Genomic DNA, 24,808 nt, shown 5'->3' on the forward strand with positions numbered 1-24,808 from the left:
CATCCGCCCTGCAGGCATCCGCCCGGCCCTGCGGCAAGGCCGGCGCCCGCCCGAGCTGCAGGACGCGCACACTACGCTGGATCTGTGTCGACCCTCAGTGATCTCGTCCTCGCCCAGGGCCGCAGCAGTCAGGCCGACGTCGACTGGCTGCACATGCTCGTCGGCGACCTGCAGCTGCTCGCCGACCTCGCCTTCGCCGACATCGTGCTGTGGGTGCCGTCCGGCGACGACGACTTCGTCGCGGTCGCGCACTCCCGGCCGTCGAGCGCCGCGACCCTCTTCTACCGGGACTTCGTCGGCCAGGCGATCAAGCCGCAGTGGCGCGACCTCGTGACCAGCGCCTTCACGACGGGCGCCATCGCCGACTCCTCCGCGCCCGACTGGTACGAGGAGATGCCCACGCGCGTTCGGGCCGTGCCCGTCATGCGCCGGCTGTCGGCCACCGGCACCGAGCTCGCGTCCGAGCCGGTCGCGGTCATCACGCGCCACACGAACCTCGGCGCCACGCGCACGCCGAGCCGCCAGGAGCTCACCTTCAACGAGTGCGCCGAGGAGCTCTTCCAGATGATCGCGTCGGGGGACTTCCCCGACCTCGGCGCTCCGAGCGGGCCGAGGCGCGGTGCCCCGCGCGCCTCCGACGGGCTCATCCGCCTCGACGTCGACGGCATCACGACGTTCGCGAGCCCGAACGCCCTCTCGGCGTTCAACCGCATGGGCTTCGACGACGAGCTCGAGGGGGAGTCGCTCGCCGAGGTGAGCACACGGCTCCTCAGCGGCAAGCTCGTGGTCGACGAGACCCTGCCGCTCGTGGTCACCGGACGCGCGCCGTGGCGTACCGACGTCGAGTCGCGCGGGGTGACGGTGTCGCTGCGCGCGATCCCCATCCGCCACCGGGGCGAGCGGATCGGCGCCATCGTGCTGAGCCGCGACGTCACCGAGCTGCGCCACCAGGAGCAGGAACTCATCACCAAGGACGCGACGATCCGCGAGATCCACCATCGGGTGAAGAACAACCTCCAGACCGTCGCGTCGCTGCTGCGCATCCAGGCCAGGCGCACCCACTCCGACGAGGCGCGCGAGGCGCTCACGCAGGCCATGAGACGGGTCGGCGCGATCGCGGTCGTGCACGACACCCTCTCCGAGGGACTCACCCAGAACGTCGACTTCGACGAGGTCTTCGATCGGGCGCTGCTGCTCGTCGCCGAGGTCGCGTCCGCACACAACACCACGGCGCATCCGACGCGATCGGGGTCGTTCGGGGTGCTGCCGAGCGCCTACGCGACACCACTCGCCCTCGCCCTCACCGAGCTCGTGACGAACGCCGTCGAGCATGGGCTGGCCGGTCAGGAGGGCGATGTCGAGATCATCGCCGACCGCTCGCAGACGGCGCTCACCGTGCAGGTCCGCGACAGCGGGTCGGGCCTTCCCGAGGGCAAGGTCGGCGAAGGACTCGGCACGCAGATCGTGCGCACCCTGATCCAGGGCGAACTCGGCGGCACGATCGACTGGCACACCATCGTCGGTCGTGGCACCGAGGTGACGATCGACGTCCCACTGCGGTGGATCACCCCAGCGGAGCGGTGAGCGGATGCCCCGAGCCTCGGCCGTGGGCGGGGTGTTCGCCGTTCAGGCGGCGGTGGTGGGCCGGGGGTTCAGCCGGCGCGGCGTGCGCGAGCGGCGCGGCGCTTCAGCGCGCGGCGCTCGTCTTCGCTGAGGCCGCCCCACACGCCCGAGTCCTGACCGGTCTCGAGGGCGTACTGGAGGCAGATCTCGGTGACCGTGCATCGGGCGCAGACGGCCTTCGCCTTCTCGATCTGGTCGACGGCGGGACCAGTGTTGCCGACCGGGAAGAACAGTTCGGGGTCAGCGGTGAGGCAGGCGGCTTTATCGCGCCAATCCATGGAGATGCTCCTTGCGGTGTACTTCGATGCAGACGCGCACGATTGCGCAGCCGAAATCCGGCATGTGCTGCAGGGGGGAAGCCGAATCTCGGGAAGTAGGATCATGACTGATCGGCTCACGTCCCTGTGAGCATCAACTCGGCCTCATAAATGGTCGCATAGCGGAGAGATCGAATCAATAGTCGTGAATGGGATTAGCCTGTGAATCAGCGTGCGTCCGACGAGGAATCCATGCCTCCAGCGGCATCCGATTCGCCCGGGGTGAAGGCGGCGCTCGTCGTCATCAGCGCCGTCCTCATGCTCGAGGCGGCGGCCCTCATCGGCCTCGTCGTCTGGCTCGTGGTCGACCTGTTCGCGCTGCAGCCGTCGTCGTACACGACCGCCATCGCACTGCTCGTGCTCGTCGTCATCGGCGCGCTCTGGGTGAGCGTCACGGCCGTCGCCTCGCTGCGGCGCGCGCCGTGGTCGCGCGCCGCAGCGATCGTCTGGCAGGTGCTGCAGGTGTCGGTGGCCGTCGGCGCCTTCCAGGGCCTGTTCGCCCGTCCCGACATCGGGTGGCTGCTGCTCGTGCCGGCCATCACCGTCATCGGGCTCCTCCTCTGGACGCCCGTGCGGCTCGCCTACACGCGGCCCGGCGACGAGTCATCCGCCCCCGACGGGGCCTGACTCGCGTCGAGCACCCGCATCACGCGGCGTCGAGGCCGAGCTCCCGGCGCACGCGCGCCACGTGGCCGGTGGCCTTGACGTTGTACCAGGCCTTCTCGATGCGGCCGTCTTCGCCGATGACGAAGGTCGAGCGGATGGCACCCACGACGATCTTGCCGTAGAGGGACTTCTCACCCCAGACGCCGTAGGCCTGCTGCACCTCGAGGTCGTGGTCGGCCAGCAGCGGGAAGTTCAGGCGGTCGCGCTCGGCGAAGCGCTTGAGCTTCGCGACGTCGTCCTTCGAGATGCCGATGACGCGCACGCCCGCGCTCGCGAAGGAGTTGAGGCTGTCGCGGAAGTCGCACGCCTCGGTGGTGCAGCCGGGCGTCATCGCCTCGGGGTAGAAGTACAGCACCACGCGGCTGCCGCGGAGGGACGAGAGGGTGACGGGCGTGCCGTCCTGGTCGTCGAGGGTGAAGTCGGGAGCGAGGTCGCCGGGGGCGAGTCGAGCATCGGTCATCCGTCCATGCTAAGCAGGGCGGCTGGATGCCTCGTGCACGGTGGTGCGACGAGGGCGACGCCTATGCGAAGGTCGTGAGCAGGCGCTGCAGTGAATCGAGGCGCGCCCGGCCCGTGTCGCCGAGCTCACCCGCGTCGACGGCCTCGTTGATCGCGCAGTCGGGCGCGTCGGGGAGGTGCGTGCAGCCACGCGGGCAGTCCTCGGCGACGCGCGCGAGGTCGGTGAAGGCGCCGAGGATGTTGGCCGGATCGACGTGTCCCAGCCCGAACGACCGCACGCCCGGAGTGTCGATGACCCAGCCGGTGCCCGCCTCGGAGCGCACGCGCAACGACACCGTCGACGAGGAGGTGTGCCGCCCCCGGCCCGTCACGACGTTGACGTGGCCGATGGCGCGGTTCGCCTCGGGCACGAGGGCGTTGACGAGCGTCGACTTGCCGACGCCGGAGTGACCGACGAAGACCGTGCGATGGTCGATGAGCGCCGCGGTGATCTCGTCGAGCGGCATCCGCTCGGAACTCGAACGGAAGACGGGCAGTTCGAGTCCCGAGAAGTTCGCCAGGAACTCGTCGGGGTCGGCGAGGTCGGTCTTGGTGATGACGAGCAGGGGCTGGATGCCGGCGTCGAACGCCGCCACGAGGTAGCGGTCGACGAGGCGGATGCGCGGCTCGGGGTTCGCCGCGGCCACGACGATGAGCATCTGGTCGGCATTCGCGACGATGACCCGCTCGACCTCGTCGGTGTCGTCGGCGCTGCGCCGCAGCAGCGTCCCGCGTTCGCCGACCCGGACGATGCGCGCGAGCGTGCCCGGCTCGCCCGTCGTGTCGCCGACGAGGTCGACGCGGTCGCCGGTCACCACCGACTTGCGGCGCAGTTCGCTCGCCCGAGCGGCCGTGATCTCGCGCTCGTCGCCGCCACCCTCGTCGACGAGCACGGCGTAACGCCCCCGGTCGACGCCGAGCACCGTTCCGGGCACCGCGTCGGCGTGCTCGGGACGCACCTTCGTGCGGGGACGGCTGCCCCGGCGATTGGGACGCACGCGCACGTCGGATTCGTCGAACTCGTCCTCGGCCTCGTCGTCGTCGGCGTCCCACCAGCTCATGCCAGCATCTGCTCCCACAGCTTGGTGAACTGGGGGAGGGTCTTGCCGGTCGACGCGATGTCGTCGACGACGACGCCGGGCACGGCGAGCCCCACGATGGCGCCGGTCGTGGCCATGCGGTGATCGGCATATGCGTGCCACAGGCCGCCGTGCAGGGGTGCGGGATCGATCCGCAGGCCGTCGTCGAGTTCGGTGACCCGGCCGCCGAGACCGTTGAGTTCGGCCGCGAGCGCGGCGAGCCGGTCGGTCTCATGGTGGCGGATGTGCCCGATGCCGGTGAACGTGCTCGGCCCGTCGGCGAACGCGGCGAGCGCGGCCAGGTTGGGCACGAGTTCACCGGCCTCCGACAGGTCGAGCTCCACGGCCCGGATGCCGCGGCCGCCGTCTGCGGCACGCGGCGGCGCCGTGACGGTGAGCCGGTCGTCGTCGAACGAGACCCGCGCGCCGAATCGGGTGAGCAGGTCGGCCAGCCGCGCACCCACCTGGGTCGTCTCGGCGGGCCACCCCGCGATCGTCACATGCCCGCCGGCGATCATCGCCGCCACGAGGAACGGCGCCGCATTGGAGAGATCGGGCTCGATGGTCACGTCGGTGGCGTGGATCGGCCCCGGAGCGACCTGCCAGCGGCCGGGCTCCGGGGTCGTGACCTCGACGCCGCGGGCACGCAGCGCTGCGATCGTCATCTCGATGTGCGGGAGGCTCGGCAGCCGCTCGCCGGTGTGCCGCAGATCGAGGCCGCGCTCGAAGCGGGCGGCGGCGAGCAGCAGTCCCGAGACGAACTGGCTCGACGCCGATGCGTCGAGCTCGAGGGTTCCGCCCTCCACTCGCCCGGTGCCGTGCACCGTGAACGGCAGGGCTCCGCGACCGTCGTCGTCGATGTCGACGCCGAGCGACCGGAGCCCGAGGATCGAGGCGCCCATGGGGCGGCGCCGGGCGGCCTCGTCGCCGTCGAAGGTCGTCGGGCCGAGGCCGAGCGCGGCGACGGGCGGGAGGAACCGCATGACGGTGCCCGCGAGCCCGCAGTCGATGGTCGTCGAGCCCAGCAGTTCGTCGGCCGGGATGACGCGCACGTCGTCGCCGAAGCCGCCGGTTCCCGGCATCCGCTCGAATCGCGTGCCGAGGGCTCGGAGCCCCTCGATCATGAGCTCGCTGTCACGCGACCAGAGCGGCGCGTGCAGCGTCGAGTGGTCGTCGGCGAGGGCGGCGAGCACGAGCTCGCGGTTCGTGAGCGATTTCGAACCGGGCACGGCCACCACGGACGCGAGCGGGCCCGCCGCGACGGGCGCCCGCCATCCGACATCCGTCTCGGTCTGCCTCGCCTCGCCGTACGGGTCGAACTCGGGTGCGGAATACCTCGAAATCTGCATCGGTTACCAACAGTAGCGTCAGGGGGCGCAGAAGGAGATGGTACGCGTGACGGTTGCACTGCTCGAGCGTCCGAATGTCTCGCCGGTCGACGATCTAGGATGGCCGGTGATGACTTCGGACGAGATCGACACCACGCGCGACGATGCCCCGGCGAACGACGGGCGATCGCTCGGCGAGCTCTTCGAGGAGCAGGCACTGCCGTTCATCGACCAGCTGTACGCCGCGGCGCTCCGCATGACGAAGAACCCGTCGGACGCGCAGGACCTCGTGCAGGAGACGTTCGTGAAGGCCTTCGCGGCGTTCGCGGGCTTCACGCAGGGCACGAACCTCAAGGCGTGGCTGTACCGGATCCTCACGAACACCTTCATCAACAGCTACCGCAAGAAGCAGCGGGAGCCTTACCAGGGCACGATCGACGACCTCGAGGACTGGCAGCTCGGCGGCGCCGAGTCCACGACCGCGCGATCGACCCGCTCGGCCGAGGCCGAGGCCATCGACCACCTGCCCGACAACGCGGTGAAGGATGCCCTGCAGGCCCTGCCCGAGGACTTCCGCCTCGCCGTGTACTTCGCCGACGTCGAGGGATTCTCCTACCAGGAGATCGCCGACATGATGAACACGCCCATCGGGACCGTGATGAGCCGCCTGCACCGTGGCCGGCGGCTGCTTCGCGAGTCCCTCGCCGACTACGCGCGCGAACAGGGATTCGCGGCCGCGGAGCCGGCGCGTCAACCCACCAGGAGGCAGAGCATGCCGAGGAGCACGAGATGACCGACTGCGGCTGTGAGAAGGCCAGGGCCGAACTCGAGGAGTACCTCCACCACGAACTGGCTCGCGAGGATGCGGCCGACATCCACGAGCACATCGAGAACTGCCCCGATTGCCGGGCGGAGCTCCGCGTCGGCGTCGCCATCACCGAGGTGGTGCAGCGCGCCTGCAAGGAGAGCGCGCCCGAGGAACTGCGCACGATGGTGCTGACGCGCATCCGCGACATCCAGTCGGGGCACGTCATCCTCGTCGACTGACCTGACGACGCGGCCGACGGGCGCGAGTGTGCCGACCCGTTCGGTCTGCGGCGCCGCTCGCGTTTCCGACTTTCGGTGGAAGCGGAAGCGGATGCCCCTTCCGTAACGTCGTTGACGTGGATACCTCTGCTCGACCCAGGCCCCGCCCGGGCCGCGTTCCGACGTGGCTGCGGGTGCTCATTCCGACCGTCCTGATCCTCGTCTGGTTCGCCGCGTTCGGCGCAGGCGGGGCCTCGTTCGGCGCCCTCAGCGACGTCGTCGAGAACGAGCAGGCGCAGTTCCTGCCCGACGACGCGGAGTCGACGAAGGTGCAGGAGCTCCAGGCGGAGTTCCGCTCGGGCGACGCGATCCCGGCGATCGTGGTCTACGCGCGGGACGGTGGGCTGAGCGATGCCGACACCGAGGCGATCGCCGACGACGCGGCCGCGTTCGCGGACGTGGCGGGCGTCACGACCGACGGGGTGTCGCCGCCGCTTCCGTCGGACGACGGCGAGGCGGCTTCGGTCTTCGTGCAGGTCGACGCGTCGGCCGAGATCGACGCGACCGTCGAGGAGCTCCGCGACCGCATCGCGGGGACCGCCGGCGACGGGCTCGAGGCCGCGGTCACCGGGCCGGCCGGCTTCACGACCGACCTCACGGCGGCGTTCGCAGGCATCGACGGCCTGCTCCTGCTCGTGGCATTCGCGGCGGTGTTCATCATCCTCGTGGTCGTCTACCGTTCGCCGCTGCTGCCCGTGATCGTGCTCGGCACGAGCCTCACCGCGCTGACCGCCTCGGTGCTCGTGGTCGTCGCGCTCGCGCGTGCCGACGTGCTGGTGCTCAACGGGCAGACGCAGGGCATCCTGTTCATCCTCGTGATCGGCGCCGCCACCGACTATTCGCTCCTGTACATCGCGAGGTACCGTGAGGCGCTGCAGAGGTACGAGCGGAAGTGGGATGCCACGTGGGCGGCGCTCCGCGGATCGTGGGAGCCCATCGTGGCATCCGGCGGCACGGTCATCGCGGGCCTGCTCATGCTCCTCGTGAGCGAGCTCACGAGCAACAAGATCCTCGGACCCGTCTCGGCGATCGGCATCGTCTTCGCCGTGCTCGTCGCCCTGACGCTCCTGCCGGCGCTCATGATGTGGGCGGGCCGCGCCGCGTTCTGGCCGCTGCGTCCGAAGTTCGGCACGCTCGAGGTCGACACCGAGGCTCCCCTCGCGCGGCGCGGCATCTGGCCGAAGCTCGCGCGCCTCATCGCCCGGCGACCCCGCGTGACGTGGATCGTGTCCACGCTCGTGCTCGCCGTCATGGCGATCGGCATCACCCAGCTCGACGCCGACGGCGTGCCCTCGAGCGAGTTCGTGCTCGGCGAGTCGCAGGCCCGCGACGGCCAGGCCATCCTCGGCGAGCACTTCCCCGGCGGCTCGGGCACTCCGGCGGTCGTCATCGCGCCCGAGGACTCGCTGCAGGACGTCGCCGACGTGCTGCTCGCCACCGACGGCGTCGAGTCCGTCGCGGTGGTCTCCGCGGACTCGCCGAGCGGCTCGCTGCCCGTCACCGACGAGGGCGTGCAGCCCCTCGGCCCGCCCGGGACGCCCCCTGGTGAGCCGACGGTCGTCGACGGCCGGGTGCAGCTCGACGCCACCCTCGCGTACGCGAGCGACTCCGCCGAGGCCGAGGGGGTCGTCGCGGACCTGCGCGCCGAGCTGGGCGCCGTCTCGAGCGCCGAGGACCCGGTGCTCGTCGGCGGCACGTCGGCGATCGCGCTGGACACGAAGGAGTCCTCGATCCGCGACCGGAACCTCATCATCCCGCTCGTGCTCGTCGTGATCCTCCTGATCCTCATGCTGCTGCTGCGCTCGATCCTCGCGCCGGTCCTCCTCATCGGCACGGTCGTGCTCTCGTTCGCCGCGGCCCTCGGCGTGTCGGCGCTCGTGTTCAACGGGGTCTTCGGGTTCCCCGGGGCCGATCCCGTCGTCCCGCTCTTCGGGTTCGTGTTCCTCGTCGCGCTCGGCGTCGACTACAACATCTTCCTGATGACCCGGGTCCGCGAGGAGAGCCTTCGGCACGGCACCCGCGAGGGCGTACTGCGCGGCCTCATCGTCACGGGCGGCGTGATCACCTCGGCGGGCCTCGTGCTCGCGGCGACCTTCGCGGCGCTCGGGGTGCTGCCCATCCTGTTCCTCGCGCAGATCTCGTTCATCGTGGCGTTCGGCGTGCTGCTCGACACCTTCCTCGTGCGGTCGCTCCTCGTGCCGGCGCTCTCGTACGACATCGGCCGGGCGATCTGGTGGCCCTCGAAGCTCTGGCGGACGGCGACGCCCGAGGCACGGGACCGATCCACGGATATCCTCCGGCCCGACCCCGTGGCCCAGGCGGAGGCGGCGCCGACGGAGGGGAAGGTCGAGGCGGGCTCGCGAGCCTGACCGGTCCGGGGGGACGACGAAGGGGGTGGATGCCGCGGCATCCACCCCCTTCGTGTCGTGCGTGAGCGCGAGCGCGCTACAGCGTGAGCGCGCGCCGGACGAGCTCGGCCTGCTCGGCCGAGTGGCGCTTGGCGGAACCCGTGGCCGGCGACGCCGACGCCGAGCGGGCCACCACGTGGACCGGGCGCGGACCGAGCTTGTTCGTCTCGATGATGAAGTACGGCCAGGCGCCCTGGTTCTCGGGCTCGTCCTGGGCCCACAGGAGCTCCGCGTTCGGGTAGCTGTCGGCGGTGGCCTTCAGCTCGACCGCGGGCAGCGGGTACAGCTGCTCGACGCGGACCACGGCGATCTCGGGGTTGGGGTTCTTCTCGAGCTCGGCGATCAGGTCGTAGTAGAGCTTGCCCGACACGTACACGGCCCGCTTCACGGCGGCGCGGTCGGTGATGCGCGCATCGTCGATGACGGGTTCGAAGCGGCCGCTCGTGAAGTCGGCGACCTCGCTCGTCGCGCCGCGGAGACGAAGCATGGCCTTCGGGGTGAAGACGACGAGCGGGCGACGCGGGCGAACGTACGCCTGGCGGCGCAGCAGGTGGAAGTACGAGGCCGGCGTCGAGGGCCGTGCCACCGTCATGTTGTTCTCGGCGCAGAGCTGCAGGTAGCGCTCGATGCGGGCACTCGAGTGGTCGGGGCCCTGGCCCTCGTAGCCGTGGGGGAGCAGGAGCACCACGCTCGAGCGCTGACCCCACTTCTGCTCGGCCGAGGAGATGAACTCGTCGATGATGGTCTGCGCGCCGTTCGCGAAGTCGCCGAACTGCGCCTCCCACATCACGAGCGCGTCGGCCCGCTCGACGGAGTACCCGTACTCGAAGCCCATGGCCGCGTACTCGCTGAGCAGCGAGTCGTAGATCCAGAAGCGCGCCTGGTTCTCGGCGAGGTTCTGCAGGGGCAGCCACTCCTGGCCGTTCTCGCGGTCGTGCAGCACCGCGTGCCGCTGCACGAAGGTGCCGCGGCGCGCGTCCTGGCCGGCGAGGCGCACCGGCGTGCCCTCGAGCAGCAGCGATCCGAGTGCGAGGAGCTCGCCGAAGCCCCAGTCGATCTTGCCGTTGCGGCTCATGTCGTGCCGCTTCGTGAGCAGCTGCTGGATCTTCGGGTGCACCGTGAAGCCCGCGGGCTTGTTGTCGAACGCGTCGCCGATGGCGTGCACGACCTCGAGCGAGACGCCGGTGGTCTCGAGCTCGCCGGCGGGGGAGTCGGACTCCCGGCTGGAGTCGGTCGCGCCGACGATCGGGATCGCGCCCGTCTGCGCGGCGTGGGTCTCGGCGAAGGCGCGTTCGAGGCGGTCCTGGAAGTCGCGGTGCGCCTCCTCGTACTCCTCCTCGGTGATGTCGCCGCGGCCGACGAGGGCTTCGGTGTAGAGCTTGCGCACCGAGCGCTTCGCCTCGATGAGGTTGTACATGAGCGGCTGGGTCATCGAGGGGTCGTCGCCCTCGTTGTGGCCGCGGCGCCGGTAGCAGACGAGGTCGACGACCACGTCGCGCTTGAACTCCTGGCGGTAGCGGAACGCGAGCTCCGCGACGCGCACGACGGCCTCGGGGTCGTCGCCGTTCACGTGGAAGATGGGCGCCTGGATCGTCTTCGCGACATCCGTCGAGTAGATCGACGACCGGGCGTCGCCCGGCACGGTCGTGAAGCCCACCTGGTTGTTGACGACGATGTGCACGGTGCCGCCCGTGCGGTATCCGCGCAGCTGCGACATCTGCATGGTCTCGACGACGATGCCCTGTCCGGCCATGGCGGCGTCACCGTGGATGAGGATCGGCAGCGTCGAGAAGGTGCCGATGGGCTTGCGGTCCTGCTTCGCCCGCACGATGCCCTCGAGCACGCCGTCGACCGCCTCGAGGTGCGAGGGGTTGGCGGCGAGGGTCACCGGGACCTGGTGCCCGTCGTCGGCGGTGAACACCCCCTCGGTGCCGAGGTGGTACTTCACGTCGCCCGAACCCGAGAAGTTCTTCGAGTCCTGGGTGCCCTCGAACTCGCGGAACACCTGGCCGTAGGTCTTGCCCGCGATGTTCGTGAGCACGTTGAGGCGGCCGCGGTGCGCCATGCCGATGGCGACCTCGTCGAGGCCCTCCTTCGCGGCACCCTGCAGGATCTCGTCGAGGAGGGCGATCATCGACTCGCCGCCCTCGAGGCTGAACCGCTTCTGGCCGACGTACTTCGTCTGCAGGAACGTCTCGAACGCCTCGGCCTCGTTGAGCTTGCCGAGGATGCGCATCTGCTCGTCGTGGGTCGGCTTCTCGTACTTGCGCTCGACCTCGTTCTGGATCCACTTGCGCTGGACCGGGTCCTGGATGTGCATGTACTCGATGCCGATGGTGCGGCAGTACGAGTCGCGGAGGACGCCGAGGATGTCGCGGAGGAGCGCGGTGCGCTTGTCGCCGAAGCCGCCCGTGACGAACTCGCGGTCGAGGTCCCAGAAGGTGAGGCCGTGGCTCGCGATGTCGAGGTCGGGGTGCGAGCGCTGCACGTACTCGAGCGGGTCGGTGTCGGCCATGAGGTGACCGCGCACGCGGAACGCGTTGATGAGCTCCTGCACGCGCGCCGTCTTGTCGATGGCGCTCGCGATGTCGACCGAGATGTCGGGGGCCCAGCGGATGGGCTCGTACGGGAGGCGGAGCGCGGCGAAGAGGTCCTCGTAGAAGCCGCGCTGGCCGATGAGGAGCTCGTGCACCTTCTTCAGGAACTCGCCGGAGCCCGCACCCTGGATGACGCGGTGGTCGTAGGTGGAGGTGAGCGTGATGGTCTTGCCGATCGCGAGGTTCGCGAGGGTCTTCTCCGACGAGCCCTGGAACTCGGCCGGGTACTCGAGGGCGCCGGCGCCGATGATGCAGCCCTGGCCCTTCATGAGTCGCGGCACCGAGTGCACGGTGCCGATGCCGCCCGGGTTCGTGAGCGAGATCGTCGCACCCTGGAAGTCGTCGGCCTTCAGCTTGTTCTGGCGTGCACGCTGCACGAGGTCCTCGTAGGCGGCGAGGTACTCGTTGAACGTCATCGTCTCGGCGCGCTTGATCGCGGGCACGAGGAGCGCTCGGCTGCCGTCGGGCTTGGGGAGGTCGATGGCGATGCCGAGGCCGATGTGGGCGGGCTTCACCATGCTCGGCTTGCCGTCGACCTCGGTGTAGTAGACGTTCTGGCTCGGGAACTCCTTGAGCGCCTGGATGAGCGCCCACCCGATGAGGTGCGTGAACGACACCTTGCCGCCGCGCGAGCGACGGAGATGGTTGTTGATCACGATGCGGTTGTCGATCATGAGCTTCGCCGGGACGGTGCGGACACTCGTCGCGGTCGGCACGGTGAGGCTCTGGTCCATGTTCGCCGCGAGGGTCTTCGGCAGGCCCTTGAGGGTGACGACCTCGTCCTCCTGCGGCGCCTCGGCGACCACCGGCTGAGGGCTCGTGATCGGCACGTCGGCGGGGACCGGGGCGGTGCGCGGGGCGACCGAGGTGGTGCGCGCCTCGGGCGCCTGCCCGATGACGAGCGACGGCGAGGTGAGTGGTGCGGATGTCGCGGCTGCGGCGGTGTCGGCTGCGGGCGCCTCGGCTGCGGCGGCGGGAGCGGCCGGAGCGGCGGGCTCTGCGGTGGCGGGAGGGGCGGGCTCTGCGGCGGCGGGAGGGGCGGGCGCGGCCGCATCCGCCGGCTGCGACGTGGCCGGCTCGGCGGGTGTTCCGGTGCGCACCTGGCGGTAGTGCTCGAGCACCGGCCACCAGGTCCGATCGACCGATTGGGGGTCGGCGAGGTACTTCTCGTACATCTCGTCGACGAGCCACTCATTGGCTCCGTACTCGCCCGCCGTCGTCTCCTCGGATCCCGACCCGGTCAGTTGGCTCGACACAGCCTCTCGCCCACTCTCTCCATCGATGCTGGATTGCCTTCGGCGCCCGTCACGCGCACACGCGAGCGTCTGCGGTGCCGGACCACCCACACAAGCCTAATCCCCTCGGCGAGACTGGGTCCCCCGGTTGCGGCGGGTAGCGTAATGGCCATGGAGTTCTACCGGACGACGCCGCGACACGACCTCACGTACTCCGACGTGTTCCTCGTGCCGAGCCGATCGGGCGTCACGAGCCGGCTCGACGTCTCGCTCGCCCCCGACGACGGGTCCGGGGCATCCGTCCCCCTCGTCTCGGCGAACATGAACTCCATCACCGGCCCGAGGCTCGCGGCGACGCTCGCGCGGCGCGGGGGCCTCGGTGTGCTGCCGCAGGACCTGCACCTGCAGGACCTCGACGCCGCCATCCGCTGGGTGAAGTCGCAGTCGCCGCGCTTCGACACGCCCCACGACTTCGACCCCGACGACTCCGTCGCCGACGCGCTCGAGGTGCTCCCGCCGGTGCCGGGGCACGGCGTCGTGCTGCACGACGCCCGCGGGCAGTTCCTCGGATGCATCACCGCCGAACGGCTCGCGACGGCGCTGTCCGACGCGCGGCTCGGCGACCTCGTGCACGGCGACCTCACCTCGCTCGACGCCGACGACGTGGACACGCCGCGCCGGGCGTTCGATCTCATGGTGGAGGCCGGACTCGACTTCGCCCCCGTCATGGAGCACGGCCGCGTGGTCGGCACGCTGAGCCGGCGCAGCGCGCTGCGCGGCACGCTGTACCGGCCCAACGTCGACGCGCAGGGCCGCCTCCGGGTGGCCGCGGCCGTCGGCATCAACGGGGATGTCGCCGCCAAGGCGCGCGCCCTCGTGGCCGCCGGCGTGGACATGCTCGTGATGGACACGGCGCACGGGCACCAGGACGGGATGATCCGCGCGGTCGGCATCGTGCGGGACCTCGGGCTCGGCGTGCCGATCGTGGCCGGCAACATCGTGACGGCCGACGCCGTCGCCGACCTCGTCGAGGCGGGCGCCGACGTGCTCAAGGTCGGCGTCGGCCCTGGCGCCATGTGCACCACGCGCATGATGACCGCGGTCGGGCGCCCGCAGTTCTCCGCGGTGCTCGAGACCGCCGAGGCGGCGCGAGAGCTGGGCGCGAAGGTGTGGGCCGACGGTGGCGTGCGGTACCCGCGCGACGTGGCGCTCGCGCTCGCCGCGGGCGCGGCATCCGTCATGATCGGCTCCTGGTTCGCCGGCACGATCGAGGCGCCGGGAGCACTGCGGCGCGACGCATCCGGCCGCCTGTTCAAGGAGAGCTGGGGCATGGCGTCGACGAAGGCGGTGCGCGAGCGGTTCGACCGGCTCTCGCCGTACGAGCTGGCACGCAAGGAGCTGTTCGCCGAGGGGATCTCGTCGTCGGCGATCTACCTGGATCCGCTGCGACCCTCGCTCGAGGACCTCCTCGACATGATCACGTCCGGCGTGCGCAGCGCCTTCACGTACGCGGGCGCCCGGACCATCGAGGAGTTCCGCGAGCGGGCCCTCGTCGGGGTGCAGTCCGCCGCCGGCTACGAGGAGGGCAAGGCGTTGCCGGTCAGCTGGTAGGGCTGTGGATGCCTCGGCGCCGCCGGTCGTCGCCGTGGCTACGCTGACGGCCGTGGCGGGCGGCGTGGGCGGCGCGTCGAGTGGCGACGGACGTGTGACGGCCTCGTTACGGCTCGGGAACGGCGGCGACGGCCCCGATATACTGGGCGGACAATGGACGATCCTCCCTCTGCGAATACGCCCGGCCATAGACCCTCGCCCGTGACCGCTCGGGGAGGTGCGGATGTCTGAGTGGGTTCTCCTCGGCATCGGACTCCTCCTCACGATCGGCACGGGCTTGTTCGTTGCGAGCGAGTTCGCGCTCGTCAACCTCGATCGCGCCGACCTCGAGGCGCGACGGGAGCGGGGTGAGACCCGGCTCGCCCTCACGATCTCGGCGCTGAAGATCACCTCGACGCACCTCTCGAGCGCCCAGCTCGGCATCACGCTCACGACCCTCCTCACGGGCTACACGATGGAGCCCGCGATCAGTTCCCTCCTCGCGGCGCCGCTCACCGCGCTCGGCCTCCCCGAGGCCGCGCTGCGGCCCGTCGGGGCGACGACCGCCATCGTGATCGCGACGCTGCTCTCGATGGTGCTCGGCGAGCTCGTGCCGAAGAACTTCGCCCTCGCCCTCCCCATCGCCACCGCGAAGCTCGTGATGCCGTTCCAGTCGGCGTTCACGTGGGTGTTCCGCCCGGCGATCTCGGTCCTCAACGGCAGCGCCAACGGGATGCTCCGCGCCATCGGCATCGAGCCGAAGGAGGAGCTCTCCGGCGCCAGGTCGGCCGAGGAGCTGTCTTCGCTCGTGCGCCGCTCCGCCAATGCCGGCCTGCTCGAGCAGGACACCGCGACCCTCCTCGGCCGCACGCTGCGCTTCGCCGACCACGACGCCTCCGACGTGATGACGCCACGGCCGGCGATCGCGGCGGTGCAGCGCCAGGAGTCCGCCGAGGCGGTGCTCGAACTCGCCAGGCAGACGGGCTACTCGCGATTCCCCGTGTACGACGAGAACCTCGACGACGTCGTGGGTCTCGTGCACGTGAAGCAGGCCGTCGCGGTGCCCCGCGAGCGGCGATCGGACGTCCCCGCCTCGGCGCTGCAGTCGGAGGCCCTCCGGGTGCCCGAGACCATGAAGCTCGATGCACTGCTCGGCGAACTGCGCGGCCGCGGCTTCCAGATGGCGGTGGTCGTCGACGAGTACGGCGGCACCGCGGGCGTCACGACGCTCGAGGATCTCGTCGAGGAGCTCGTCGGCGAGGTGGCCGACGAGCACGACCGCACGCGGGCCGGCATCGTGCGCCGCGGTGACATCGTCAGCTTCCCCGGCATCCTCCGGCCGGATGAGCTCGTCGACCGCACCGGCATCCGCGTGCCCGAGAACGGCGACTACGAGACCGTCGGCGGCTTCGTGATGGCCGAGCTCGGCCGGCTTCCCGTCGTCGGCGACGAGGTGCCCATCGAGGAGGGCACCCTCGTGGTGCAACGCCTCGACGGGCGGCGCATCGATCGCGTGCGCTTCGTACCGAAGCCGATGCCCACTCAGCCCTCGGTCGAGGAGGAGACGCGATGAGCGACTGGCTGGGCATCATGTGGCTGTTCCTGCTGCTCATCGCGAACGCGTTCTTCGTCGGGGCCGAGTTCGCGGTGATCTCCGCGCGGCGCTCGCAGATCGAGCCGCTCGCCGAGGCGGGCAGCCGCCGGGCCAGGACCGCGCTGTGGGCCATGGAGCACGCGACGCTCATGCTCGCGATGAGCCAGCTGGGCATCACGATCTGCTCGCTGCTCATCCTGAACGTGTCGGAACCGGCGATCCACCACCTGCTCGAAGTGCCGCTGGAGCTCACCGGCTGGTCGGAGGGCGTCGTATCGACCGTGGCGTTCGTCATCGCCCTGCTGCTCGTCTCGTACCTGCACGTGGTGTTCGGCGAGATGGTGCCGAAGAACCTCTCCTTCTCGGTGCCGGACCGCGCGGTGCTGATCCTCGCGCCGCCGCTCGTGTTCCTCGCCCGCCTCTCGCGGCCGATCATCGTCGCCCTCAATGCGACGGCGAACGGCGTGCTGCGGCTCTTCGGCGTGGAGCCGAAGAGCGAGGCGACCTCGACGTTCACCCTCGAGGAGGTGCAGACGATCGTCGACCAGTCGCGCCGCGAGGGCGTGCTCGACGACGCGAGCGGCACCCTCACGGCGGCGTTCGAGTTCACCACCAAGCAGGTGAAGGATGTCGCGGTGCCGATGTCCGGCCTCGTCAGCCTGCCGCCGACGGCGACTCCCGGCGATGTCGAGCGCGCCGTTGCGCGGCGCGGTTTCTCGAGGTACGTCATCCGCGGAGACGACGGCGAGCCCGACGGCTACGTGCACCTCAAGGACGTGATCGACCTCGACGACGACGAGTTCGACGACCCCATCCCCGCGAAGCGCGTCCGGCGGCTCGTCTCGATCTACGACGGCACCGACCTCGAGGACGCGCTCGCGACCATGCGACGGCTCGGAACGCACGTGGCGAGGGCGTTCGACGAGGAAGGCGCGACGACCGGCGTGATCTTCCTCGAGGACATCATCGAGGAGCTCGTCGGCGAGGTGCAGGACGCCACCCGACGCGGGTGATCGCTCGACCCGGATCCGATGCGGCTCGACTCGGGTCGGCGTAGGATGACGCCGACCCGAGGAGTTGAGGAAGCATCATGTTCGAGAAACTCATGGCGACGGCGGTCCTCCCGGCAGCGGACCTCGACCGCGCGCGCAAGTGGTGGCACGATGTGCTCGGCCGCGACCCGGTGTACGAGGACACCGACGGCGAGGCGTTGTTCTACGACATCGGGGGGACGGTGCTCATGGTCTACCGGAGCGCCTATGCCGGCACGGCGCAGAACACGGCCTTCAACCTCGTGACCGACAACCTCGACCGGGACATGACGGAGATGCGCACGCACGGCGTCATGTTCCACGACTACGACCTGCCCGGCCTGAAGACGGTCGACGGGGTCGCGCAGATGGGCGAGGAGCGGGGCGCCTGGTTCAGCGACAGCGAGGGCAACATCATCGCGATCGGCGAGGTCTCCGCGCAGATGCGCGAGATGGCGGCCCGCATCCGCGGCTCCGCGGCGGGCATGGGCTGAGCCGCCGCCGAGGCGTCAGGCGGCGAGGGCCCGGAGCCACGACTCGAGTTCCGTGGCATCCGTGAACACGTGGCCCGAACCGCCGACGGCCTCGGCGCCCGCGACGTTCTCCGGCTTGTTGTCGATGAAGACCAACTCGCCCGGCGTGATGCCGAGTTCGCCGATCACGTGCTCGTAGATGCCGGCGTGCGGCTTCACCAGTCCGAGCTCGCCGCTGACGAAGACCCGCTCGAACAGCGGGGCGAAGGATCCGAACCGCAGCCAACCGGTGAAGTCCGCGCCGGCGTTCGAGAGCAGCGCGATGCGCGTGCCGCCGGCAACGAGCGCGTGCAGCACTCCGAGCGTGCCCGGATCGACGCTCAGCCAGCTGCGGTGATCGATCGCCCACAGCTCGTGCACGTCGATCGGGCTCCAGTGAGCACCGACGTCGCGGCCGACGCGCGCCCAGTACTCCGCGATCGACACGGTGCCCTGATCGAGGCCCTCGCGATGCGCCCAGTACGCGGGCCACAGCTCCTCGCCCGGGACATCGGCTCGTGCCGCGAGTGCGGCGCGGTCCGCGTCGGTCGGCTCGCGAGAGATGACCTCGCCGTAGTCGAAGACCACCACACGCGGAGCGAGGCTGATCGGAGCGGGGACGTCGCGGGGCATCCACCCAAACTATCGTTGGAGCATGACCCCCTGGCAGGAGTGGACCGCGGTCGACGCGGCGAAGTGGATCGCGGCACCGACGGCGGAGGACGACAAGTACACGCGCGGCGTGCTCGGGGTGGTCACGGGCTCACCCGAGTACCCCGGTGCCGCGGTGCTCGGCGTCGAGGCCGCGCATCGGGCCGGCGTGGGCATGGTGCGCTACATCGGTCCGCGTGCCCTGCGGCAGGCGGTGCTGGCGAAGCGTCCCGAGACCGTCACCGTGGCGGGACGCGTGCAGGCGTGGCTCGTCGGATCGGGCATCGACCAGGGCCGCCGCCCCTTCGTGCTCATCGGCGACCTCGAGCACGCCCTGACCGATCGGGTTCCCGTCGTGCTCGATGCCGGCGGACTCGATCTCGTCGGCACCCACACCGCTCCGACGGTCATCACCCCGCATGCCCGGGAGCTCGCGAAGCTGCTCACCGCGCGTGAGATCCCGGCGACCGTCGAGGAGGTGCGCGCCGACCCCCGGGGCTGGGCCGAGCGGGCCGCGAGGGAACTCGGCGTCGCAGTGCTCCTCAAGGGCGCCGTGACGCACGTCTGCGATCCCGACGGCGACCGCTACACGGTCACCGCGCCCACCCACTGGCTCGCCACCGCGGGGTCCGGCGACGTGCTCGGAGGCATCCTCGGCGCGCTCGCCGCCACGCACCACCGCGAGCTCGCGACGAACGCCGAGGTGCTCACGGCGCTGGCGGCGACGGCGGCATGGGTGCAGGGCGAGGCGGCGCGCCGTGCCAGCGCGAGCACGGGCGGCGGACCGGTCACGGCACTCGACATCGCCGCCGCCGTGCCGTCGGTGGTGGGCGCGCTCCTCGAGGGCTGAGGCGCCGGCCCGATCAGCCCCGCGGGAGGAACCGCGCCAGGAACTCGCGGGTGCGCGGCTCCCGCGGTGCACTGAAGAACTCGGCCGCGGGGGAGTCCTCGATGATGCGGCCGGCGTCGAGGAAGACCACCCGGTCGGCCACGTCGCGAGCGAAGGCCATCTCGTGGGTGGCCATCACGATGGTGGTTCCGGACTCGGCGAGCGAGCGCACGAGTTCGAGGACCTCGCCGACGAGCTCGGGGTCGAGCGCGCTCGTCACCTCGTCGAGCAGCAGCAGCTCGGGGGCGGTGGCGATGGCGCGCACGATCGCGACTCGCTGCTGCTGGCCGCCCGAGAGCCGGTCGGGATAGGCGGTGGCGTGATCGGCCAGCCCGATCGAGTCGAGCAGCTCGAGTGCTCGGCGCTCCGCGTCGGCCCGGCGCGTCCGGTGCACGAGGCGCGAGGCGAGCGTGACGTTCTCGAGCACGCTGAGGTGCGGGAACAGGTTGTAGTGCTGGAAGACCACGCCGATGCGAGCCCGCACGCGGTCGGCATCGATGCGTGGGTCGCTGACGTCCTCGCCCGCGAGGAGGATCACCCCGTCGTCGATGGACTCGGTGAGGTTGACGGTGCGCAACAGCGTCGACTTGCCCGACCCGCTCGCGCCGACGAGTGCGACGACCTCGTGCGCCGCCACGTCGAGGTCGACACCGCGCAGCACGTCGCGATCGCCGAAGGCGCGACGGATGCCACGGAGCCGGAGCACGGGCGTCGAGCCCGCCGTCGTGGCATCCGCCCGCCCGACGCCGGCCGCTCCGCCGAGCCCGCTCACACCAGGCTCCCGGCCTGCTCGCGGGTACGCATGCGCGCCGAGACCCAGTCGGTGAGGCGGATCGTCGGCCACGCGAGCAGCACGAACAGCAGCCCGGCGACGACGTACGGCGTGTAGTTGAAGAAATGCGCCGTCTCGATCTGCGCCGCCCGTACGGCGTCGACCGCGCCCAGCACCGAGATGAGGCCGACGTCCTTCTGCATGGCGACGAAGTCGTTCATGAGGGCGGGGGTCACGCGCCGCACCGCCTGCGGCAGCACGACCCGGCGCATGGTCTGGCCGTGGCTGAGCCCGAGCGAGCGCGCCGCGAGGCGCTGCGACGGGTGCACCGAGTCGATGCCGGCGCGGAACACCTCGGCGACGTACGCCGAGTAGGTGAGGATGAGCGCGATCGTGCCCCAGAACGCGGCGGGCATGCGCTCGAAGAAGTCGAGCCCCGGGATGCCGTAGCCGACGAGGTACAGGACGATGATGAGCGGCATGCCGCGGAAGAGGTCGGTGTAGGCGGCCGACAGTGCCCGCAGCGGGAAGAACACCGGCCCGCGGAGCGTGCGCAGCGTGGCGAGCACGAGCGCGAACAGGAGCACGCCGATGCTCGCCACGACGAGCACCTGGATGTTCAGCCAGAGACCCTCGAGCACGCGCGGGAGCGAGGCGAGCGCGACCTCGGGATCGAAGAAGCTCTGCTGCACGCGCGCCCAGCCGGGCGAGCCCACGAGGGCGAACCCGAGGGCCACCGCCAGGGCGATCGTCGATGCGGCGCCGATGAGCACCGAGCGCAGGGTCTGACGGCGACGGAACGCCCGCCGACCGAGTTCGAGTTCACTCGGCCGCCAGGCGGCGTCGACCGCGGATGCCGCGGCATCCGTCATTCGAGCACGGGCGCCGCGTCATCGCCGCCCAGCCACTCCGCGGCGAGTTCGTCGAGCGTGCCGTCCTCGCGGAGCGCGTCGACCGCCGCGGAGACCTTCTCGGTGAGCGGCGAGTCCTTCTCGAGCACGAGCCCGAACTCGTCGCCGCCGCTCGTCGACGGCAGCTGGCCGACGATCTCGCCGCCGTCGAGCTCGACGGCCGTGAGGTAGAACGCCGTCGGCAGGTCGACGACGATGGCGTCGACCTGGCCCGACTGGAGCGCGAGCTTCGCGTCGTCGTTGGTGCTGAACACCTGCGCGCCCGCGGTGGGCGCGATGACCTCCTCGACGGCGTCGAGGCTCGTCGTGCCCGTCTGCGCGCCGATGAGCAGGCCCTTCAGGTCGGCGATGGTCGTCGCGTCGGCGGCAGGCGAGTCGTCGATGGTGATGACGACCTGGGTGGTCTCGTAGTACGGCGACGAGAAGTCCACCGCCTCGGCGCGCTCGGGCGTGATCGAGAACTGCTGCAGGTTGAAGTCGAAGTCCTTCGGCCCGGGCGCGATCGCCTGGTCGAAGGTGGTGCGCACCCATTCGACGTCGCCCGAGCCGAAGCCGAGCTGCTCGGCGACCGCGTACGCGACGGCCGCCTCGAAGCCCTGACCGGATTCGGGTGCGTCGTCCTGCACCCACGGGTAGTACGCGGGCTCGCCGGTGCCGATCGTGAGCTTGCCGGGGGTGACGTAGTCGCTGTCGGTGTCACCGGCGTCACTGCCGGCATCGGATGCGGCGCAGCCGGCGAAGAGCAGCGCGGCGGATGCCAGGACGGCGAGGGTGGACAACGGGCGTCGGTTCATCGGGGCCTCCGTGGATGCGGGGTCGTGCGGGGTGCGTGATCGGGCGGGGTGCGTGGTCGGGCGGGAGCGTGGCGGCGATGCGGGGGCGCTGGTGGGGATGCGTTGCGGGGATTCCAGCATGGCGCACTCCGCCGGCACGTGGTGGGAGGCGTGGCGGATTGTGACGCTCGACTAGGCTCGTCGGCATGACGGAGGGGGGCGTTCGCGAGGCATCCACGTCGCCCGCACCGCAACCAGCGGGCGTCGCAGCCCGGTTCGGTCCTCGAATGCGGCGACTCCTCGGCGGTCGCCTCGCCCTCTGGATCGCCTTCGCGCTCGTGCACGCCGCGCTCATCCAGCTGAACCTCCGGGCGCCGGGCTGGCCGCTCGGCGATGTCGAGGGCGTCTACCGCGTGTGGGCGATGAACGCCGCCGAGGGGTACGTGCGCATGGGCATCGACGTGCCGTGGGTGTATCCGATCCTCGCGTTCGCACCGATGACCGGGGCGCTCGCCTTCGGCCCCGAGTGGTACAGCCAGACCTGGCTCGGCATCGTCACCGCGCTCGACGCCCTCGCGTTCGCGGTGCTCCTCGGCCGTCGGCGGCTGTCGCGCCCGCGCCGCCTCGCGGCCTGGTACTGGCTCGGCTTCCTGGCCCTGCTCGGTCCGATCGCCCTCGGGCGCATCGATGCCGTCACGGTGCCGCTCGCCATCACCGGCCTGCTGTGGGGGGCGGGTCGGCCACGCGTCGCCGCCGTGCTCCTCACGATCGGCGCGTGGGTGAAGGTCTGGCCGGCGGCCCTCCTCGGGGCGCTCCTCGTTGCGTCGCGCAAGCGCGCCGACCTCCTCACGGTCGCCGTCGCGTTGAGCGGCGGGATCCTCGGCGCGAGCCTCATCGCCGGATCCGGCCTGAACGCGCTCGGCTTCGTCGGCGCCCAGGCCGGGCGCGGCCTCCAGATCGAGGCCCCCGTGGCGCTCGCCTGGCTCTGGCAGATCGCGGCCGGGGCTCCCGGCATGCGCATCTCCTACGACCGCGAGATCCTCACCTTCCAGATCGCGGGTCCTGGGGCGGATGTCGCGGCCGCCCTCACGACGCCGGTCATGGTGCTCGGCGTGGTGGCGGTGCTCCTCGTGGGCCTGCGTGCCCTGCGCCGTGGCGCCGCCTTCGGACGCCTGCTGCCGCCCCTGTCGCTCGCCTTCGTGCTCGTGCTGATGCTCGCCAACAAGGTCGGATCCCCGCAGTTCGTCACCTGGCTCGCCGCACCCGTGATCCTCGGGCTCGTGCTGCGGCCTCGGCGGTTCGCGGTCCCCGCGTCCCTCGCCGCGGGCATCGCGCTCGTGACGCAGGGCATCTACCCGTACTGGTACGACTGGCTGCTCGTCGCGCACCCGCTGCTCGTGCTGGCGCTCACGGTCAAGTTCGTGCTGCTCGTGCTGCTCCTCGCGTGGTGCGTGCGCGCCGTGTGGCACGCTGGAGGCGACGCGGGCTCGCGGCATCCGTCGCCGGCCTGAACCGCTGCCCCGAACCATGGAGGAAGAACCATGCTCGTCGCATTCTCGGTCGCCCCGAGCGGCACCGGCAACGCCGATGGATCCGTGCACGACGCCGTCGCCGCTGCGGTCAGGATCGTCCGCGAATCGGGGCTCCCGAACCGGACGACGTCGATGTTCACCGAGATCGAGGGCGAGTGGGACGAGGTCTTCGACGTGGTCCGCCGTGCCACCGAGGCGGTGGGTGCGTACGGATCGAGGGTGTCGCTCGTGCTGAAGGCCGACATCCGACCGGGCTACTCCGGCGAGCTCGACGCGAAGATCGAGCGGCTCGAATCCGCGATCGAGGGCGACCGCGCCTGACGGCGTCGTCCGGCGGGCCGGGACCCGGTCGGGGACCCGGTCGACGGCCTCGTCGGCGGCGTCGAATCGATTCGATCCGTGCGAGAATCGTCGGGTGACCCATCCCATCGACGGGCCGATGACGCTTTCGCCGGCCCGGATCCGTGCCGCGCTGCTCGCGCTGGCCCTCGGCGGCTTCGCCATCGGCTCGACCGAGTTCGTCGCGATGGGCCTGCTGCCCGACATCGCCGCCGACCTGCTGCCCGGCCTCTACGCGGCATCCCCTGAAGACGCGAACGCGCAGGCGGGCTGGCTGATCTCGGCGTACGCGCTCGGCGTCGTCGTCGGCGCGCCCACGATCGCGGCGGCCGCCGCGCGCTGGCCTCGTCGGCGCCTGCTGCTGGCGCTGCTCACGGCCTTCACCATGGGCACCATCGCGTCGGCGCTGCTGCCGAGCTTCGGGCTCGTGCTCGTAGCGCGCTTCGTCGCGGCGCTGCCGCACGGCGCGTACTTCGGCATCGCCTCGCTCGTCGCCGCGAGCCTGATGGGCCCGGGCAAGCGCGGCCGCGGCGTCGCGCTCGTGCTGTCGGGACTCACGGTCGCCAACGTGGTCGGCGTCCCGGCCATCACCTGGCTCGGGCAGGCCGCCGGCTGGCGGATCGCCTACCTCACGGTCGCCGGCATCTTCGCCCTCACGTTCGTCGCGGTGCTCCTCGCCGTGCCGTGGCAGCCCGGCGACCCTCGCGCGACCATCCGCCGCGAGCTCGGCGCGTTCCGGCGGGCGCAGGTGTGGTTCGCGGTGGGCATCGGCGCCATCGGATTCGGCGGACTCTTCGCGGTGTACAGCTACGTCGCGCCGCTCGCGACCGAGGTCACGGGACTGCCGCCTGCGCTCGTGCCCGTCGTGCTCATCGTCTTCGGCCTGGGCATGACGATCGGCAACCTCCTCGGCGGGCGTCTCGCCGACTGGAGCGTGCGACGGAGCATGTACCTGTTCTTCGGCGTCCTCGCCGGCGCGCTCGTGCTGCTGGGGTTCACCGCCGCGAACCCCGCCGGGCTCTTCACCGGCGTCTTCGTGGTGGGCGCGTCATCCGCCGCCCTCTCGCCGGCGATCCAGACGAGGCTGATGGATGTCGCGCGCGACAGCCAGTCGATCGCGGCGGCGCTGAACCACTCGGCGCTGAACATCGGCAACAGCCTGGGCGCCCTCCTCGGCGGCCTCGCGATCGCGGCAGGGCTCGGCTACGTCGCCCCGATCTGGATCGGCCTGCTGCTCACCGTCGCCGGCGTGCTCCTCACCCTTGCGTCCTTCGCGCTCGACCGGTGGCGGGCGCGGCGCGGCGCGTCGTTTCCGTACGCCACCGGGGCCGTCGAGGTCGTCGACGCCTGAGCGCCGGGCAGCGCCGCACCGCGACC

The 24,808-nt window shown here is 71.1% G+C and carries 22 protein-coding genes; 13 read left to right on the forward strand and 9 right to left on the reverse strand.

What is annotated here, in order from left to right:
* Positions 1 to 84: 84 nt before the first annotated feature.
* A complete protein-coding gene (locus tag ACVFI9_RS06740; protein ID WP_474765280.1) occupies positions 85 to 1,584 on the forward strand; it encodes a sensor histidine kinase in 1,500 nt (499 codons plus the stop codon).
* A 68-nt stretch (positions 1,585 to 1,652) separates the two neighbouring features.
* On the opposite strand, the gene ACVFI9_RS06745 is transcribed toward ACVFI9_RS06740, so the two are convergent.
* Positions 1,653 to 1,901: a WhiB family transcriptional regulator gene (locus ACVFI9_RS06745; RefSeq protein ID WP_055859573.1), complete on the reverse strand. Its 249-nt coding sequence runs from the start codon at positions 1,899 to 1,901 to the stop codon at positions 1,653 to 1,655.
* Between the two features lie 231 nt (positions 1,902 to 2,132).
* Here ACVFI9_RS06745 and ACVFI9_RS06750 point away from each other — a divergent pair, with 231 nt between their 5' ends.
* The gene (locus ACVFI9_RS06750) at positions 2,133 to 2,567 is read left to right on the forward strand and encodes a hypothetical protein (RefSeq protein ID WP_474765281.1); all 435 of its coding nucleotides are present in this window, start codon (positions 2,133 to 2,135) and stop codon (positions 2,565 to 2,567) included.
* Positions 2,568 to 2,586: 19 nt separating this feature from the next.
* Here ACVFI9_RS06750 and bcp read toward each other — a convergent pair whose 3' ends face one another.
* From bcp to aroA, 3 genes are all read right to left on the reverse strand, one after another.
* Positions 2,587 to 3,066, reverse strand: a complete 480-nt coding sequence (bcp, locus tag ACVFI9_RS06755) for a thioredoxin-dependent thiol peroxidase (RefSeq protein WP_474765282.1) — start codon at positions 3,064 to 3,066, stop codon at positions 2,587 to 2,589.
* Positions 3,067 to 3,127: 61 nt separating this feature from the next.
* Positions 3,128 to 4,165 (reverse strand): ribosome small subunit-dependent GTPase A, encoded by a 1,038-nt coding sequence (gene rsgA / locus ACVFI9_RS06760; protein WP_474765283.1) that lies wholly within the window; start codon positions 4,163 to 4,165, stop codon positions 3,128 to 3,130.
* The gene (gene aroA, locus ACVFI9_RS06765) at positions 4,162 to 5,532 is read right to left on the reverse strand and encodes a 3-phosphoshikimate 1-carboxyvinyltransferase (protein WP_474765284.1); all 1,371 of its coding nucleotides are present in this window, start codon (positions 5,530 to 5,532) and stop codon (positions 4,162 to 4,164) included. Before aroA ends, rsgA begins: the two co-directional genes overlap by 4 nt.
* Positions 5,533 to 5,569: 37 nt before the next feature.
* Between aroA and ACVFI9_RS06770 the strand changes: the two genes are divergently transcribed.
* The 3 genes from ACVFI9_RS06770 to ACVFI9_RS06780 all read left to right on the forward strand — a co-directional run bounded on the left by ACVFI9_RS06770 (position 5,570) and on the right by ACVFI9_RS06780 (position 8,966).
* Entirely contained in the window at positions 5,570 to 6,304 is a 735-nt protein-coding gene (locus ACVFI9_RS06770; RefSeq protein ID WP_474765285.1) for a sigma-70 family RNA polymerase sigma factor, read from the forward strand.
* The gene (locus tag ACVFI9_RS06775; RefSeq protein WP_474765286.1) at positions 6,301 to 6,558 is read left to right on the forward strand and encodes a zf-HC2 domain-containing protein; all 258 of its coding nucleotides are present in this window, start codon (positions 6,301 to 6,303) and stop codon (positions 6,556 to 6,558) included. The genes ACVFI9_RS06770 and ACVFI9_RS06775 overlap by 4 nt, the downstream gene beginning before the upstream one ends.
* A gap of 173 nt (positions 6,559 to 6,731) precedes the next feature.
* On the forward strand, positions 6,732 to 8,966 hold the full coding sequence (locus ACVFI9_RS06780; protein ID WP_474765287.1) for an MMPL family transporter: 2,235 nt from the start codon (positions 6,732 to 6,734) through the stop codon (positions 8,964 to 8,966).
* A 76-nt stretch (positions 8,967 to 9,042) separates the two neighbouring features.
* On the opposite strand, the gene ACVFI9_RS06785 is transcribed toward ACVFI9_RS06780, so the two are convergent.
* Positions 9,043 to 12,858, reverse strand: a complete 3,816-nt coding sequence (locus tag ACVFI9_RS06785; protein WP_474765288.1) for a multifunctional oxoglutarate decarboxylase/oxoglutarate dehydrogenase thiamine pyrophosphate-binding subunit/dihydrolipoyllysine-residue succinyltransferase subunit — start codon at positions 12,856 to 12,858, stop codon at positions 9,043 to 9,045.
* Positions 12,859 to 13,008: 150 nt separating this feature from the next.
* Here ACVFI9_RS06785 and guaB1 point away from each other — a divergent pair, with 150 nt between their 5' ends.
* From guaB1 to ACVFI9_RS06805, 4 genes are all read left to right on the forward strand, one after another.
* Entirely contained in the window at positions 13,009 to 14,448 is a 1,440-nt protein-coding gene (guaB1, locus tag ACVFI9_RS06790; protein WP_474765289.1) for a GMP reductase, read from the forward strand.
* Between the two features lie 223 nt (positions 14,449 to 14,671).
* Positions 14,672 to 16,000 carry a hemolysin family protein gene (locus tag ACVFI9_RS06795; protein WP_474765290.1) on the forward strand — a complete coding sequence of 443 codons (1,329 nt, stop codon included), beginning with the start codon at positions 14,672 to 14,674 and terminating at the stop codon, positions 15,998 to 16,000.
* Complete coding sequence (locus ACVFI9_RS06800; RefSeq protein WP_474765291.1) at positions 15,997 to 17,034, forward strand: hemolysin family protein; 1,038 nt, start codon at positions 15,997 to 15,999, stop codon at positions 17,032 to 17,034. The genes ACVFI9_RS06795 and ACVFI9_RS06800 overlap by 4 nt, the downstream gene beginning before the upstream one ends.
* 77 nt (positions 17,035 to 17,111) lie before the next feature.
* Positions 17,112 to 17,546 (forward strand): VOC family protein, encoded by a 435-nt coding sequence (locus tag ACVFI9_RS06805; RefSeq protein ID WP_474765292.1) that lies wholly within the window; start codon positions 17,112 to 17,114, stop codon positions 17,544 to 17,546.
* A 15-nt stretch (positions 17,547 to 17,561) separates the two neighbouring features.
* Here the strand turns inward: ACVFI9_RS06805 and ACVFI9_RS06810 are convergent, their stop codons facing one another.
* The gene (locus ACVFI9_RS06810; RefSeq protein ID WP_474765293.1) at positions 17,562 to 18,197 is read right to left on the reverse strand and encodes an HAD family hydrolase; all 636 of its coding nucleotides are present in this window, start codon (positions 18,195 to 18,197) and stop codon (positions 17,562 to 17,564) included.
* A 22-nt stretch (positions 18,198 to 18,219) separates the two neighbouring features.
* Between ACVFI9_RS06810 and ACVFI9_RS06815 the strand changes: the two genes are divergently transcribed.
* On the forward strand, positions 18,220 to 19,065 hold the full coding sequence (locus tag ACVFI9_RS06815; RefSeq protein WP_474765294.1) for an ADP-dependent NAD(P)H-hydrate dehydratase: 846 nt from the start codon (positions 18,220 to 18,222) through the stop codon (positions 19,063 to 19,065).
* Between the two features lie 13 nt (positions 19,066 to 19,078).
* Here the strand turns inward: ACVFI9_RS06815 and ACVFI9_RS06820 are convergent, their stop codons facing one another.
* The 3 genes from ACVFI9_RS06820 to ACVFI9_RS06830 all read right to left on the reverse strand — a co-directional run bounded on the left by ACVFI9_RS06820 (position 19,079) and on the right by ACVFI9_RS06830 (position 21,581).
* Positions 19,079 to 19,810: an amino acid ABC transporter ATP-binding protein gene (locus ACVFI9_RS06820; protein WP_474766193.1), complete on the reverse strand. Its 732-nt coding sequence runs from the start codon at positions 19,808 to 19,810 to the stop codon at positions 19,079 to 19,081.
* A gap of 62 nt (positions 19,811 to 19,872) precedes the next feature.
* Positions 19,873 to 20,748 (reverse strand): amino acid ABC transporter permease, encoded by an 876-nt coding sequence (locus ACVFI9_RS06825; RefSeq protein ID WP_474765295.1) that lies wholly within the window; start codon positions 20,746 to 20,748, stop codon positions 19,873 to 19,875.
* The gene (locus ACVFI9_RS06830) at positions 20,745 to 21,581 is read right to left on the reverse strand and encodes an ABC transporter substrate-binding protein (RefSeq protein WP_474765296.1); all 837 of its coding nucleotides are present in this window, start codon (positions 21,579 to 21,581) and stop codon (positions 20,745 to 20,747) included. Before ACVFI9_RS06830 ends, ACVFI9_RS06825 begins: the two co-directional genes overlap by 4 nt.
* 185 nt (positions 21,582 to 21,766) lie before the next feature.
* Between ACVFI9_RS06830 and ACVFI9_RS06835 the strand changes: the two genes are divergently transcribed.
* From ACVFI9_RS06835 to ACVFI9_RS06845, 3 genes are all read left to right on the forward strand, one after another.
* Positions 21,767 to 23,071: a glycosyltransferase 87 family protein gene (locus ACVFI9_RS06835; protein ID WP_474765297.1), complete on the forward strand. Its 1,305-nt coding sequence runs from the start codon at positions 21,767 to 21,769 to the stop codon at positions 23,069 to 23,071.
* 30 nt (positions 23,072 to 23,101) lie between these two features.
* Positions 23,102 to 23,413, forward strand: coding sequence for a thiamine-binding protein (locus ACVFI9_RS06840; RefSeq protein WP_474765298.1), 312 nt, complete (start codon positions 23,102 to 23,104; stop codon positions 23,411 to 23,413).
* A gap of 118 nt (positions 23,414 to 23,531) precedes the next feature.
* Positions 23,532 to 24,782, forward strand: coding sequence for an MFS transporter (locus ACVFI9_RS06845; protein ID WP_474766194.1), 1,251 nt, complete (start codon positions 23,532 to 23,534; stop codon positions 24,780 to 24,782).
* The last annotated feature ends 26 nt before the right edge of the window (positions 24,783 to 24,808 follow it).

The organism is Agromyces sp. NSFZ (assembly GCF_056156205.1).

Excerpts from the sequence above, each read along its gene's own strand:
- ACVFI9_RS06745 (WP_055859573.1), bottom strand. The coding sequence starts at position 1,901 with ATGGATTGGCGCGATAAAGCCGCCTGCCTCACCGCTGACCCCGAACTG.
- ACVFI9_RS06750 (WP_474765281.1), top strand. The coding sequence starts at position 2,133 with ATGCCTCCAGCGGCATCCGATTCGCCCGGGGTGAAGGCGGCGCTCGTC.
- bcp (WP_474765282.1), bottom strand. The coding sequence starts at position 3,066 with ATGACCGATGCTCGACTCGCCCCCGGCGACCTCGCTCCCGACTTCACC.
- rsgA (WP_474765283.1), bottom strand. The coding sequence starts at position 4,165 with ATGAGCTGGTGGGACGCCGACGACGACGAGGCCGAGGACGAGTTCGAC.
- aroA (WP_474765284.1), bottom strand. The coding sequence starts at position 5,532 with ATGCAGATTTCGAGGTATTCCGCACCCGAGTTCGACCCGTACGGCGAG.
- ACVFI9_RS06770 (WP_474765285.1), top strand. The coding sequence starts at position 5,570 with ATGGTACGCGTGACGGTTGCACTGCTCGAGCGTCCGAATGTCTCGCCG.
- ACVFI9_RS06775 (WP_474765286.1), top strand. The coding sequence starts at position 6,301 with ATGACCGACTGCGGCTGTGAGAAGGCCAGGGCCGAACTCGAGGAGTAC.
- guaB1 (WP_474765289.1), top strand. The coding sequence starts at position 13,009 with ATGGAGTTCTACCGGACGACGCCGCGACACGACCTCACGTACTCCGAC.
- ACVFI9_RS06795 (WP_474765290.1), top strand. The coding sequence starts at position 14,672 with ATGTCTGAGTGGGTTCTCCTCGGCATCGGACTCCTCCTCACGATCGGC.
- ACVFI9_RS06800 (WP_474765291.1), top strand. The coding sequence starts at position 15,997 with ATGAGCGACTGGCTGGGCATCATGTGGCTGTTCCTGCTGCTCATCGCG.
- ACVFI9_RS06805 (WP_474765292.1), top strand. The coding sequence starts at position 17,112 with ATGTTCGAGAAACTCATGGCGACGGCGGTCCTCCCGGCAGCGGACCTC.
- ACVFI9_RS06810 (WP_474765293.1), bottom strand. The coding sequence starts at position 18,197 with ATGCCCCGCGACGTCCCCGCTCCGATCAGCCTCGCTCCGCGTGTGGTG.
- ACVFI9_RS06815 (WP_474765294.1), top strand. The coding sequence starts at position 18,220 with ATGACCCCCTGGCAGGAGTGGACCGCGGTCGACGCGGCGAAGTGGATC.
- ACVFI9_RS06825 (WP_474765295.1), bottom strand. The coding sequence starts at position 20,748 with ATGACGGATGCCGCGGCATCCGCGGTCGACGCCGCCTGGCGGCCGAGT.
- ACVFI9_RS06830 (WP_474765296.1), bottom strand. The coding sequence starts at position 21,581 with ATGAACCGACGCCCGTTGTCCACCCTCGCCGTCCTGGCATCCGCCGCG.
- ACVFI9_RS06835 (WP_474765297.1), top strand. The coding sequence starts at position 21,767 with ATGACGGAGGGGGGCGTTCGCGAGGCATCCACGTCGCCCGCACCGCAA.
- ACVFI9_RS06840 (WP_474765298.1), top strand. The coding sequence starts at position 23,102 with ATGCTCGTCGCATTCTCGGTCGCCCCGAGCGGCACCGGCAACGCCGAT.
- ACVFI9_RS06845 (WP_474766194.1), top strand. The coding sequence starts at position 23,532 with ATGACGCTTTCGCCGGCCCGGATCCGTGCCGCGCTGCTCGCGCTGGCC.